This window comes from Mycobacterium paraense, from assembly GCF_002101815.1.
Taxonomy (GTDB): Bacteria; Actinomycetota; Actinomycetes; order Mycobacteriales; family Mycobacteriaceae; genus Mycobacterium; species Mycobacterium paraense.
This window is the reverse complement of sequence record NZ_LQPM01000006.1, coordinates 142,738-155,821: the sequence shown is the minus strand read 5'-3', so window position 1 is coordinate 155,821 and position 13,084 is coordinate 142,738. Positions and strand designations below refer to the sequence as shown.

Sequence of the window (13,084 nt, the reverse complement as noted above, 5' to 3'; positions counted from 1 at the left end):
TCCTTGGCGATCGCCAGCTACCGGAAGTCTCCACTCGACGCGGGACTGGCGTATCCCCCATTATGCGCCCAAATGCGAAGACGCCGCGTTGATCACGGCGGAGGCGGCGCGCGTGTCGCGCCCTAGCCGGACGCGGGCTCCCCCGCCCGCCGCAGCAACATCGCGGCGTGCTTGAGCACTGGCGAATCGACCATCTGCCCTTCGAACGCGAACACCCCGCGTTCGGATTTCGCCGCGGCCAAGACCCGGCGCGCCCAGTCCAGCTTTTCCTCGGTGGGGCGATAGGCCTCGCGCACGACCGGGACCTGGCTGGGGTGGATGCAGACCGTCGCGTCGAACCCCACGGCGAGGGCGTCGTTGGCCTCGGCCCGCAGGCCTTCGAGGTCACGGATGTCCAGGTGCACGGCATCAAGCGCGATCCGGTCGAACGCCGCCGCCGCGAGCAGGGTCGCCGACCGGACGTGGCGGGCGAAGTCGCGATAGGTGCCGTCGGCCAGCCGGCTGGAGCTGCCGCCGAGCGCGGCGACCAGGTCCTCGGCGCCCCACATCAGGGCGGCGGTGCCCTGGGCCGCGGCGATCTCGGTGACGAACACCGCGCCACGCGGGGTCTCGATCAGCGCGACGACGTCGCGCGGCGCGAGGGCGGTCACCTGCGCGGCCGATTCGGTCTTGGAGAGCATCACCGTGGTGTAGGCGGTGTCGGCCAGGGCGTCCAGGTCGCGGGCGTGCTCGGCGGTGTCCGCCGCGTTGATCCGCACCACGGTCCGCCCGGGATCCAGCGGGGTCTCGCGCAGCGCCTTGCGCGCGGCGGGCTTGTCCGCCTCGGCCACGCCGTCCTCGAGGTCCAGGATCACCACGTCGGCGGCCGCGGCGGCCTTGGCGAAACGCTCGGGCCGGTCGGCCGGGCAGAACAGCCAGCCGGGCCCCGCGGCGCGCAGGTCCATCACGACTCCTCGGTGTCAGGCCGCTTTTGCACCAGCGTGGTTCGCACCGCGCGCGCCACCACGTCGCCGTGCTGGTTGCGGCCGGTGTGCTCGAGGGTCACGATGCCTTCGCCCGGCCGGCTCTTCGACTCGCGCTTGTCGGTGCAGACGGTTTCGGCGTACAGGGTGTCGCCGTGGAAGACGGGCTTGGGGAACGACACCTCGGAGAAACCGAGGTTGGCCACGATGGTGCCGAGCGTCAGCTGCGCCACCGACAACCCGACCAGCGTGGAGAGGGTGAACATCGAGTTCACCAGCCGCTCACCCCGAAAGCCGGGCTGATCGGCGGCCCACGCCGCGTCGAGGTGCAGCGACTGGGTGTTCATCGTCAGCGTGGTGAACAGGACGTTGTCGGCCTCGGTGACGGTGCGGCCGGGTCGGTGCAGGTACGTCGTGCCGACCTCGAACTCCTCAAACCACAAGCCCCGCTGGATGATCGACTTAGCCGTCATGAGAGTCCCAGCGATCGCGCGATGAGCATGAGTTGCACCTCGGTGGTCCCTTCCCCGATCTCCAGGATCTTGCTGTCCCGGTAGTGGCGAGCCACCGGGTATTCGTTCATGAAACCGTAGCCGCCGTGGATCTGGGTGGCGTCGCGGGCGTTGTCCATCGCCGCCTCCGAGGACACCATCTTCGCGATCGCCGCCTCCTTCTTGAAGGGCTTGCCCGCCAACATCTTCGCGGCCGCCTCGTAGTACGCGGTGCGGGCCACGTGCGCGCGGGCCTCCATCCGCGCGATCTTGAAGCTGATCGCCTGATACGAGCCGATCGGCTGGCCGAACGACTGGCGTTCCTTGGCGTACTTGACGCTTTCGTCGACGCAGCCCTGTGCCACCCCGGTCGCCAGCGCCGCGATCGCGATGCGGCCCTCGTCCAGGATGGACAGGAAGTTCGCGTAGCCGGTGCCCCGGGCGCCCAGCAGGTTCTCCTCGGGGACGCGGGCGTCGGCGAAGGTCAGCGGGTGCGTGTCCGACGCGTTCCAGCCGACCTTGTTGTAGACCGGTTCGACGGTGAAACCCGGTGTGCCGCTGGGCACGATGATCGTCGAGATCTCCTTCTTGTCGCCCGCGAGGGTGCCGGTGACCGCGGTGACGGTGACCAGTGAGGTGATGTCGGTGCCGGAGTTGGTGATGAATTGCTTGCTGCCGTTGATCACCCATTCGCCGTCGTCGAGGCGGGCGGTGGTGCGGGTGGCTCCCGCGTCGGAGCCCGCCCCGGGTTCGGTGAGCCCGAACCCGGCCAGCGCGCGTCCGGCCACCAGGTCGGGCAGCCATTTCTGCTTCTGCTCCTCGGTGCCGAACCGATAGATCGGCATCGCGCCCAACCCGACGCCGGCCTCCAGCGTGATGGCCACCGACTGGTCGACCTTGCCGAGTTCCTCGAGCGCCAGCGCCAGCGCGAAGTAGTCGCCGCCCATGCCGCCGTATTCCTCGGGGAAGGGCAGGCCGAACAGGCCCATCTCGCCCATCTTGGCGACGACCTCGTACGGGAAGCTGTGTTCCTCATCGTGTTTGGCCGACACCGGTGCGACGACGGTGCGCGCGAAGTCGGCCACCGTGTCACGAAGGTCCTCGTATTCCTTGGGCAGCGTCCCTCTAATGGATGTCGTCATGTCTCGTCCTTGCTCTCTTCACTCAGCCGGGCCAGCACCTGGTCCACCGTCACCTGGTCGCCGACGGAGACCAGCACCTCCACCCGCCCCGAAACCGGTGCGGCCAGCGAATGTTCCATCTTCATCGCTTCGACGACCACCACCACGTCGCCCTCGGCGACCTCGGCGCCGGATTCGGCCTGGACCGCGATCACGTTGCCGGGCATCGGGCTGACGATCTCGGCCTGCCGGGTCGCGGTGCCGCGGTGGATCTTGTGCTCCTCGGCCTCGCGCAGGTGCCAGGTTCCCCGCTCGTCGGCGATCCACAGGTGCCGGTCGGCCTCGGCCCACCAGTATTCGCGGCGCAGCCCGTCCAGCGTCACGCCCATCCGGGCTCCGTCGAGTTCCACATTGGCGGAACCGATCTCACCGTTCCCCACCTGTACCCTGGCCGCGTCGGGCGGCCCCCACACCGACACCGTCTCGCTACGCAGCGGGGTCTGCATGTCGGTGCGCACCGGGGCCGCGTCGCCGCCGACCCGCCATCCCGTCGGCGCCGCCCATAAGTCGCCCGCGGCCCGGTGCTCCAAAGCCCACTGGCGGAATAGGCCGCCGGCGGCGAGCACGTCGTCGGGCGCCGGGGCCGGCGCGAAGTCCGCCAGCCGCTCGTCCAGCAGCGCGGTGTCCAGGTCACCGGCGCGCACCCGCTCGTCGGCGAGCAGGAACCGAAGGAATTCGACGTTGGTTTGCACGCCGAGGATCACCGTGCGCGCCAGCGCGCGATCGAGTTTCGCGAGCGCCTCGTCGCGATCGTCGCCGTGGGCGATCACCTTGCTCAGCATCGGGTCGTAGTCGCTGCCGACCAGCGTGCCGGCCAGCAGCGACGAGTCCACCCGCACGCCTGCGCCCGACGGTTCGGACACCTGCAGCACCCGGCCGCCGGTGGGCAGGAACCCGCGCGCCGGATCCTCCGCGTACACGCGGGCCTCGATCGCGTGGCCGCGCAATTCGACGTCGTCCTGCGCGAATCCGAGCTTCTCGCCCGCCGCCACCCGCAGCTGCCACTCCACCAGGTCCAGGCCGGTGATCGCCTCGGTGACCGGATGTTCGACCTGCAGGCGGGTGTTCATCTCCATGAAGAAGAATTCGTCGGGACGGGCCGCGGAGACGATGAACTCCACCGTGCCGGCGCCGACGTAGTCGACGCTGCGGGCGGTGTTGCAGGCCGCGGCCCCGATCCGGGCGCGGGTCTCGGCGTCGAGCAGCGGCGAGGGCGCCTCCTCGATGACCTTCTGATGGCGCCGCTGCAGGCTGCACTCGCGCTCGCCCAAGTGCACCACGTTGCCGTGCGCATCCGCGAGCACCTGCACCTCGATGTGCCTGGGCCGCAACACGAACCGCTCCAGGAAAAGCGTGTCGTCGCCGAACGAGGAGCCGGCCTCGCGCCGGGCGCTCACCAGCGCCTCGCGCAGCCGCGCCGGGTCCTCCACCAGCCGCATGCCCTTGCCGCCGCCGCCGGCCGACGGCTTGATCAGCACCGGGTAGCCGACCTCGTCGGCCGCCGCGGCGAGCTCGTCGTCGGTCAAACCGGGCTTGGCCACCCCGGGCACCACCGGCACGTCGAAGGCGGCGACGGCGTTCTTGGCGGTGATCTTGTCACCCATCACCTCGATCGCCCGCGCCGGTGGGCCCAGGAACACCACCCCGGCGCGATCACAGGCCGCGGCGAAATGCGCGTTCTCCGAGAGGAACCCGTAGCCCGGGTGGATCGCCTGGGAGCCGGTGCGCACGGCGGCGTCGATCACCTTGTCGATGTCGAGGTAGCTCTCGCGCGCGGCGGCCGGACCCAGGCGCACCGCCGTGTCAGCCTCGAGCACGTGCCGCGCGGTGGCGTCGGGGTCGCTGTAGACGGCGACAGAGCGGATGCCCAGGCGGCGCAGGGTGCGGATCACCCGCACGGCGATCTCGCCGCGGTTGGCTACAAGTACGGTGTCAAACATTGCGGGTCACATCCGGAATACGCCGTAGGAGACCGGTTCCAGCGGCGCATGGGCGCACGCCGAAAGGGCAAGCCCCAGAATCGTTCTGGTATCGGCCGGGTCGATGATGCCGTCGTCCCAGAGGCGCGCCGTGGAGTAGTACGGGTTGCCCTGGTCCTCGTACTGCTGGCGGATGGGCGCCTTGAACGCCTCCTCCTCGTCGGCCGACCACGGCTTGCCGACCGCGGTCAGCTGCTCGCCGCGCACGGTCGCCAGCACCGACGCGGCCTGCTCGCCGCCCATCACCGAGATCCGGGCGTTGGGCCACATCCACAGGAAGCGGGGGGAATACGCCCGCCCGCACATCGAATAGTTGCCCGCGCCATAGGACCCGCCGATCACGACGGTCAGCTTGGGCACCCGCGCGCACGCCACGGCGGTGACCATCTTGGCGCCGTGCTTGGCGATGCCGCCCGCCTCGTAGTCGCGGCCGACCATGAACCCGGCGATGTTCTGCAAAAAGAGCAGCGGGATCTTGCGCTTGTCGCACAGCTCGATGAAATGCGCTCCCTTCAAGGCGGATTCGCTGAACAGCACGCCGTTGTTGGCGACGATGCCGACGGGATGGCCGTGGATGCGCGCGAAGGCGGTCACCAGCGTCTTGCCGTAATTGGCCTTGAACTCGCTGAATTCGCTGCCGTCGACCAGCCGCACGATGACCTCGTGCACGTCGTAGGGCACGCGCGGATCCGGCGGCACGACGTCGTAGAGCTCGGACTGCGCATGCTTCGGCTCGACCGAGGGCTGCACCTCCCATTGCCCGGGGTCCCGGGGGCCGAAGGTGGCCGCGATCGAGCGGACGATGCGCAGCGCGTGCTCGTCGTCGTCGGCGAGGTGGTCGGTGACCCCGGAAACCCGCGAATGCAGGTCGCCGCCACCCAGTTCCTCGGCCGAGACGATCTCGCCGGTAGCCGCTTTGACCAGCGGCGGACCGCCCAGGAAGATGGTGCCCTGCTCACGGACGATGACGGCCTCGTCGCTCATCGCCGGCACGTAGGCGCCGCCGGCCGTGCACGAGCCGAGCACGGCGGCCACCTGCGGGATTTCCTTGGCGCTCATGGTCGCCTGGTTGTAGAAGATCCGGCCGAAGTGCTCGCGGTCGGGGAACACCTCGTCCTGGCGCGGCAGGAAGGCGCCGCCGGAGTCGACGAGGTAGATGCACGGCAGCCGGTTCTGCAGCGCCACCTCCTGCGCGCGCAGGTGCTTCTTGACCGTCATCGGGTAGTAGGTGCCGCCCTTGACGGTCGCGTCGTTGGCGACGATCACGCACTCGCGTCCCGACACCCGGCCGATCCCGGTGATGATCCCGGCCCCGGGGGACTCGTTGTCGTACATACCGTTGGCGGCCAGCGGGGCCAGCTCCAAAAACGGGCTGCCCGGGTCGAGCAGCCGATCCACCCGCTCGCGGGGCAGCAGCTTGCCGCGGCTGACGTGGCGTTCCCGGGCGCGTTCGTTGCCGCCCAACGCCGCGGCCGCCAGCTTGGCGTTCAGTTCGGCGACCAGCCGGCGGTGCTCGTCGGCGAACGACGGCGCGGTCGTGACGGCGGTGCTCATGAGTGCCTCCCGGTCAACGCAAGGGGCGGTTCGGTTTTCGCGCGCACCTCGTCGACGGAGACCCCGGGGGCCGTCTCGACGAGCTGCAGGCCGTCGTAACACACGTCGATGACGGCGAGGTCGGTGATGATGCGGTCGACACAGCCCACGCCGGTCAGCGGAAGGGTGCACCGCTCAACGACTTTCGGCGAGCCATCCCGCGTGGTGTGCTCCATCATCGCGATCACCTTACGGGCGCCGTGCACCAGGTCCATCGCGCCGCCCATGCCCTTGACCAGCTTTCCCGGGATCACCCAGTTGGCGAGGTCGCCGCTGGCCGAAACCTGCATGGCCCCGAGCACCGCGACGTCGAGGTGCCCGCCGCGAATGATCCCGAACGAGGTCGAGGAGGCGAAGAACGCCGCGCCGGGCATGGTGGTGACGGTCTCCTTGCCCGCGTTGATCAGATCCGCGTCGACGTCTTCGGCCCGCGGATACGGCCCGACACCGAGGATCCCGTTTTCGGAGTGGATGACGACGGTGACGCCGTCGGGGATGTGGTTGGGAATCAGCGTCGGCATGCCGATGCCGAGGTTGACGTATTGGCCGTCCTCGAATTCGGCGGCCACCCGGGCGGCCAGGCCCTCGCGCGTCCAGCTCACCGGACGGTCACCTTCTCGATCGGCTTTTCGGGATCGGGCACGTGGACGACCCGGTGCACGAAGACGCCCGGGGTGTGCACCGCGGCCGGGTCGATCTCCCCTGGCTCGACGAGGTGTTCGACCTCGGCGATGGTGATCCTGCCGGCCGTGGCGCAGTCGGGATTGAAGTTGGCGGCCGACGCCCGGTAGGCGAGGTTGCCGTGCCGGTCGCCCTTCCAGGCGTGCACCAGCGCGAAGTCGGTGCGGATCGCGCGCTCGAGAACGTAGGTCACGCCGTCGAACTCGCGGGTCTCCTTCGGCGGCGACATCACCGCGACCGCGCCGGACGCGTCATAGCGCCACGGCAGGCCGCCGTCGGCGACCGGGGTGCCGACCCCCGCGGGGGTGTAGAACGCCGGGATGCCCGCGCCACCGGCGCGCAGCCGCTCCGCCAGCGTGCCCTGCGGGGTGAGCTCCACCTCGATTTCACCCGCGAGGAACTGGCGGGCGAATTCCTTGTTGTCACCGACGTACGACGCGACGGCCCGGCGGATTCGCTTGTGGCGCAACAGCGCTTCCAGCCCGACGCCGTAGCCGCCACAGTTGTTGGACACCGTCTCGAGATCGCGGACGCCGGTGTCGACCAGCGCCGCGATCAGCGCCTCGGGGATGCCGCAGAACCCGAATCCCCCGACCGCCAGGGACGACCCGTCGGTTATGTCGGCGACCGCGTCGGCGGCCGTCGCCATCACCTTGTCCATCGCCGCAGCAGCCTCCGATTTCAGTTAATCTTCATTAACTCGGGCGAGAATACCACCGTCCAGGCCGCCGAGTCCAGGGCGCGGGCGGCGCTCAGTGCTGGTCACGCAGGTACTCGATGGCTTGCTCGCGCATCTCGGTTTTGCGGACCTTGCCGGTGACCGTCATCGGGAATTCGTCGACGACCCGAAGGTGGCGCGGAATCTTGAAGTGTGCGATCCGTCCGGCGCAGAACTCCCGCAGGCTTTCGAGGGTCAGCGCCGGCGCCCCGTCGCGCAGCATGACCACCGCCATCACTTCCTCGCCGTAGCGCGCGTCGGGCACCCCGATCACCTGGGCGTCGACGATGTCGGGATGGGTGTGCAGGAACTCCTCGATTTCGCGTGGGGAGATGTTCTCGCCGCCGCGGACGATCAGATCCTTGATCCGGCCGGTGATCTGGACGTAGCCGCACTCGTCCATGACGGCCAGGTCCCCGGTGTGCATCCACCCGTCGGCGTCGATGACCTCGGCCGTGCGCTCGGGGTCGTTCCAGTAGCCGGCCATCACCGAATAGCCGCGCGTGCAGAACTCCCCGGCCAGCCCGCGCGGCACGGTCCGCCCGCCGACGGGGTCCACCACCTTGACCTCGAGGTGCGGGCCGGCCCGGCCGACGGTGCCGACGCGCCGTTCCACCGGATCGTCGGTGCGCGTCTGCGTGGAGACGGGGCTGGTTTCCGTCATGCCGTAGCAGATCGAGACGCCCGGCATGTGCATGCGCTCGATCACCTTGCGCATCACCTCGACCGGGCACGGCGAGCCGGCCATGATGCCGGTGCGCAGGCTGCCCAGGTCGTAGTCGTCGAAGTCGGGCAGGGCGAGCTCGGCGATGAACATCGTCGGCACCCCGTAGAGGCTGGTGCACCGTTCGGCCTGCACCGCGCGCAGAGTGGCGCCGGGATCGAAGCCGGGCGCCGGGATCACCATGCAGGCGCCGTGACTGGTGGCCGCCAGGTTGCCCATCGTCATTCCGAAGCAGTGATAGAAGGGCACCGGGATGCAGATCCGGTCGCGCGCGGTGTACTCGAGCAGCTCGCCCACCAGGTAGCCGTTGTTGAGAATGTTGCGGTGGCTCAGCGTCGTCGCCTTCGGGTAACCCGTTGTGCCCGAGGTGTATTGGATGTTGACCGGATCGCGGCGGTCCAGTGTCGCAGCGATCCGCGCCAGCGCGCCGTCGTCGACCTCGGTGCCGGCCAGCCGCTCCCAGCGATCGCCGCCCAGGACCACCACGTCGCCCAGCTCGGGGCAGCGCGGCGCCACCTCGTCCAGCAGGGCGGCGTAGTCCGTGTCCTTGAACCGCGGGGCCGCGACCACCATCGCGACACCGGACTGGGTGAGCGCATATTCCAATTCGCGCGCCCGGTAGGCGGGGTTGAGGCTGACCAGGATGGCGCCGATTTCGGCCGTCGCGTACTGGACGAGCACCCACTCCCAGCGGTTGGGCGCCCAGATGCCGACCCGATCCCCGACCCGGATCCCGGCGCGCACCAACCCGGTCGCCAGCCGCCGCACGGCGAGCAGCAGTTCCGCGTAAGTCCAGCGTCGCCCCTCCGCGACGTCGACGAGCGCCTCGCGCTGCGCGTGCTTGGCGGCGGTGGCCGCCAGGTTGGCGCCGATCGTGGTCTCGAGCAGCCGGGGCTCGCTCGGACCCCGCTCATACGAAAGGTTTGCCACGGCGCCTCCGGCTGGTTCGCCTATCAACCTAAACCACAACCCAACCCGTGCTAAGTTAGTGACGATTAACCGAACGCGCGAGACGGAGGGCGGTCATGACCACGTCGGCGCCAGAGCCCGACGCCCCAAATCGCCGCAGCCGGTTGAAATCCGACCGGCGCCAGCAACTCCTGTCGGCCGCCGAGCGCCTGTTCGCCGAGCGCGGATTCCTCGCGGTGCGCCTGGAAGACATCGGCGCCGCCGCGGGCGTCAGTGGTCCGGCGATCTACCGCCACTTCCCCAACAAGGAGTCGATGCTGGTCGAGTTGCTCGTCGGCATCAGCACCCGGTTGCTCGCCGGCGCCCGGAACGCGCGCGCCCGCAACGCCGACGCGACCGCCGCGCTCGACGAGCTGATCGACTTCCACCTCGACTTCGCGCTGGGCGAACCCGACCTGATCCGCATCCAGGACCGCGACCTGGCGCACCTGCCCGAGTCCGCCGAGAAGCAGGTGCGCAAGGCGCAGCGCCAATACGTCGAGGTCTGGGTGGGCGTGCTGCGCGAGCTCAATCCGAAGCTGGCCGAAACCGACGCCCGGCTGACCGCCCACGCGATCTTCGGGCTGCTCAACTCGACACCGCACAGCATGAAGTCCCCGGACGATGCGCGCGCCAAGCCCGCCGGCGCGGCCCGATCCCGTGCCGTCATGCGGGCGATGACGGTTGCTGCGCTGACCGCCGGCAACCAGTGCCCCTGACTAGCGCCTGTTCAGGCGCGTCCCCGCTCAATCGCGCGGCTTAGGTACCCTTGCAAGCCATGAGGTCGACATGAACGATCCACGTCGACCCGAGCGGTTTAGTCCCCCTCTACCGGGATCGGGAACGGCCGGGCCGCAGGGTTTGCCATATCCGCCGCCCGCCGACCCCGCGTACGCCGACCAGGCCGGGCCCTACGCCCCCACCTACGGCGGATACGGCCCGCAGTGGACGTCCAACCTCAACGACACCAAGCAGCTTCCGCCGTACTGGCAGCAGGAGCTACCGGCGGCCGGCGAGGCGCCGACCGAGGGCGTGACCCCGCCGACGCCCGGCGGCCCGAAGTCGCCGCGCTGGCTGTGGTTGGGCGCCGGGGCCGCGGTGCTTTTGGTGGTCGCGCTGGTGATTGCGCTGATCTTGGCCAACGACGCCATCAAGAACCAGACCGCCGTCCCGCCGCTGCCCGCGATGCCCGGGTCAAGCGAGGAGCAAACCCCGCCGCCGAGCCCGTCGACGCGGACGACGCCGCCGTCGCGCACCTTCCGGCCGTTACCGCCGCCGACCGCGTCGGGCCCGCCGACCGAGTCGACCGCCCCGGGTGCCATGCAAGACGTCGTCTACAGCGTGACCGGCGAAGGCCGCGCCATCAGCGTCGTCTACATCGGCACCGGTGACGTCGTGCAGACCGAGTTCAACGTCGAGCTGCCCTGGAACAAAGAGGTCAGCCTGTCGAAGTCGGCCGCCCACCCGGCCAACGTCACGGTCGTCAACTTCGGCCACAACGTCACCTGCTCGGTCACCGTCGACGGGGTTCAGATGAGCCAGCGGACCGGGGTCGGGCTGACGATCTGCGACGCGCGGGGCTAGCTAGTGACGATCGCGAGGGCGGCGTAGCCGGTCGAAGCGGGTCGTCACCATGGGGCTAGGCCTGCGCGGGCTGTTCGGCGCGGGCCGGCACCCGGACCACCAGCATCGCCAGCAGTCCGGCGAGCAGCACCAGGCAGATCCCGCCGATGCCGGCGCGCACGGCGCCGAACACGTCGACGAAGACGGAGAACAGCCAGGGCGCCACGAACGCGACGGCGCGTCCCGTCATCGTGTAGAGGCCGAACGCGACGCCTTCCCCGCCGTCCTTCGCCAGCTGCAGCAGCAGGGCGCGCGACGACGCCAGGGAGGGACCGACGAACATCGCCAACAGCAGCCCGCACAGCCAGAACGCGTGCGGACCGGACACCAGCATCATGGTGGCCGACACGGCAAGGAGCGCGACCAGCGACCCGACGATGACCGGTTTGGATCCGATCCGGTGGTCGACGAACCCCCCGGTGATCGCGCCGATCGCGGCCACCACGCTGGCCGCCACACCGAACACCAGCACGTCGGCCTGGGACAGCCCGTACACGTTGACGCCGAGCACGGCGCCGAAGCCGAAGATGGCCGCCAGCCCGTCGCGGAACAGCGCGCTGGCCCCCAGGAAGTAGACCAGGTTGCGGTCGCGCCGCCATTCCGTGCGCACCTCGGCCCACAGCTTGCGGTAACCGCCCAGCATGCTCGTCGGATGCGACGCCTCACCGGAGTCCGGCAGCCGGTGGGCGACGAACAGCAGCGGCAGCGCCAGCACCGCGAACCACGCCGCGGTCAGCAGCATCGCCGCGCGGACGTAGAGCCCGTCGTGGACGGGCACGTGCAACAGCCCGCGCACCGGGCCGGTTCCTGCGATGAAACCGAAATAGACCAGCAGCAGCAGGAGCACGCTGCCGGTAAATCCGGAGGCCGCACCCAGGCCGGAGATGCGGCCCGCCGTCTGCGGCGTCGAGACCTGGCGCAGCATGGCGTTGTACGGAACACCGGCGAGATCACCGCACGCCGCCGTGGCCGAGAGCAGCACCAGCCCCGCCCACAGATAGCTGGGATCGTCGCGGATGAGGAACATGGCGCTGGTCGACGCGACCGCGAGAGCGGTCAGCACGGTCAACACCAGCCGCCGGCGGTGCGGGGCTTCCACCCACACCCCCACCACCGGCGCCAGCACCGCAATGGTCAACCCCGCGACCGCGAGCGATCGACCGAGCCAGCTCGCCGGTGAGGTGCCACCGGACATTCCCGCGCCGACGCTGCCGGTCAGGTAGACCGAGAAGACGAAGGTCGCCACGATCGCGTTCATGCCGAGCGAGCCGCAGTCCCACAGCGCCCACGCCGCCACCTGCGATGGCACCGGGGTGGCCGGACGCTGACTCATGCCCGGCACTCTATTGGGTTCGCGGCTGTCTACCATTGGCCGCATGCCGGTACCAGCTCCCAGTCCCGACGCGCGCGCCGTTGTCACCGGCGCTTCGCAAAACATCGGCGAGGCGCTGGCCACCGAACTGGCCGCGCGCGGGCACAGCCTGATCGTCACCGCGCGACGCGAGGACCTGCTCAACGACCTGGCCGCCCGGCTGACCGACAAGTACGGGGTGGCCGTCGACGTGCGGCCCGCCGACCTGGCCGATCCGGCCGAACGGGCGAAACTGTGCGACGAGTTGGCCGCCCGCCCCATCTCGATCCTGTGCGCCAACGCCGGAACCGCGACGTTCGGCCCGGTCGCGGGCCTCGACCCGGCGGGTGAGAAGGCCCAGGTGCAGCTGAATGCCGTTGCCGTGCACGACCTTACGTTGGCGGTGCTGCCCGGCATGGTCGAGCGCAAGGCCGGCGGCATCCTGATCTCCGGTTCGGCTGCGGGCAATTCGCCGATTCCCTACAACGCCACCTACGCGGCCACCAAGGCGTTCGCCAACACGTTCAGCGAATCGTTGCGCGGCGAACTGCGCGGCTCGGGCGTGCACGTCACGCTGCTGGCGCCGGGCCCGGTGCGCACCGATCTGCCCGAGGACGCCGAACGGTCGCTGGTAGAGAAACTGGTCCCGGACTTCCTGTGGATCTCGACCGAGCACACCGCGCAGATCTCCCTGGATGCGTTGGAGCGCAACAAGATGCGCGTCGTCCCGGGCTTGACGTCCAAGGCGATGTCGGTGGCCAGCGGGTACGCGCCGCGGGCCATCGTGGCGCCGATCGTGGGCAGCTTCTACAAGAAGCTCGGCGGCGGGTAGG

The 13,084-nt window shown here is 69.8% G+C and carries 12 protein-coding genes; 3 read left to right on the top strand and 9 right to left on the bottom strand.

Going from position 1 to position 13,084, the window contains the following annotated elements; genetic code table 11:
• Window positions 1–122 precede the first annotated feature (122 nt).
• The 8 genes from AWB89_RS04145 to AWB89_RS04110 all read right to left on the bottom strand — a co-directional run bounded on the left by AWB89_RS04145 (window position 123) and on the right by AWB89_RS04110 (window position 9,259).
• Window positions 123–944: an HpcH/HpaI aldolase/citrate lyase family protein gene (locus AWB89_RS04145; protein WP_085171772.1), complete on the bottom strand. Its 822-nt coding sequence runs from the start codon at window positions 942–944 to the stop codon at window positions 123–125.
• Window positions 944–1,435 carry a MaoC family dehydratase gene (locus AWB89_RS04140; RefSeq protein ID WP_085094311.1) on the bottom strand — a complete coding sequence of 164 codons (492 nt, stop codon included), beginning with the start codon at window positions 1,433–1,435 and terminating at the stop codon, window positions 944–946. The genes AWB89_RS04145 and AWB89_RS04140 overlap by 1 nt, the downstream gene beginning before the upstream one ends.
• Window positions 1,432–2,595, bottom strand: a complete 1,164-nt coding sequence (locus AWB89_RS04135; protein WP_085171770.1) for an acyl-CoA dehydrogenase family protein — start codon at window positions 2,593–2,595, stop codon at window positions 1,432–1,434. The genes AWB89_RS04140 and AWB89_RS04135 overlap by 4 nt, the downstream gene beginning before the upstream one ends.
• The gene (locus tag AWB89_RS04130; RefSeq protein ID WP_085171768.1) at window positions 2,592–4,574 is read right to left on the bottom strand and encodes an acetyl/propionyl/methylcrotonyl-CoA carboxylase subunit alpha; all 1,983 of its coding nucleotides are present in this window, start codon (window positions 4,572–4,574) and stop codon (window positions 2,592–2,594) included. Before AWB89_RS04130 ends, AWB89_RS04135 begins: the two co-directional genes overlap by 4 nt.
• Before the next feature lie 6 nt (window positions 4,575–4,580).
• Window positions 4,581–6,167, bottom strand: a complete 1,587-nt coding sequence (locus tag AWB89_RS04125) for a carboxyl transferase domain-containing protein (RefSeq protein ID WP_085171766.1) — start codon at window positions 6,165–6,167, stop codon at window positions 4,581–4,583.
• Entirely contained in the window at window positions 6,164–6,808 is a 645-nt protein-coding gene (locus AWB89_RS04120) for a 3-oxoacid CoA-transferase subunit B (RefSeq protein ID WP_085171764.1), read from the bottom strand. Before AWB89_RS04120 ends, AWB89_RS04125 begins: the two co-directional genes overlap by 4 nt.
• Window positions 6,805–7,548: a CoA transferase subunit A gene (locus AWB89_RS04115; protein WP_085171763.1), complete on the bottom strand. Its 744-nt coding sequence runs from the start codon at window positions 7,546–7,548 to the stop codon at window positions 6,805–6,807. The genes AWB89_RS04120 and AWB89_RS04115 overlap by 4 nt, the downstream gene beginning before the upstream one ends.
• Window positions 7,549–7,639: 91 nt before the next feature.
• On the bottom strand, window positions 7,640–9,259 hold the full coding sequence (locus AWB89_RS04110) for an AMP-binding protein (RefSeq protein WP_241520422.1): 1,620 nt from the start codon (window positions 9,257–9,259) through the stop codon (window positions 7,640–7,642).
• A 95-nt stretch (window positions 9,260–9,354) separates the two neighbouring features.
• On the opposite strand from AWB89_RS04110, the gene AWB89_RS04105 reads away from it, so the two are divergent.
• Together AWB89_RS04105 and AWB89_RS04100 are read left to right on the top strand one after the other, a co-directional pair.
• Window positions 9,355–9,996, top strand: a complete 642-nt coding sequence (locus tag AWB89_RS04105; RefSeq protein WP_085171761.1) for an SACE_7040 family transcriptional regulator — start codon at window positions 9,355–9,357, stop codon at window positions 9,994–9,996.
• 70 nt (window positions 9,997–10,066) lie between these two features.
• Window positions 10,067–10,861 carry an MmpS family transport accessory protein gene (locus AWB89_RS04100; protein WP_085171759.1) on the top strand — a complete coding sequence of 265 codons (795 nt, stop codon included), beginning with the start codon at window positions 10,067–10,069 and terminating at the stop codon, window positions 10,859–10,861.
• Between the two features lie 55 nt (window positions 10,862–10,916).
• On the opposite strand, the gene AWB89_RS04095 is transcribed toward AWB89_RS04100, so the two are convergent.
• On the bottom strand, window positions 10,917–12,233 hold the full coding sequence (locus tag AWB89_RS04095; RefSeq protein ID WP_085171757.1) for an MFS transporter: 1,317 nt from the start codon (window positions 12,231–12,233) through the stop codon (window positions 10,917–10,919).
• Window positions 12,234–12,276: 43 nt separating this feature from the next.
• On the opposite strand from AWB89_RS04095, the gene cmrA reads away from it, so the two are divergent.
• Entirely contained in the window at window positions 12,277–13,083 is an 807-nt protein-coding gene (gene cmrA, locus AWB89_RS04090) for a mycolate reductase (RefSeq protein ID WP_085171755.1), read from the top strand.
• Window position 13,084: the final 1 nt, after the last annotated feature.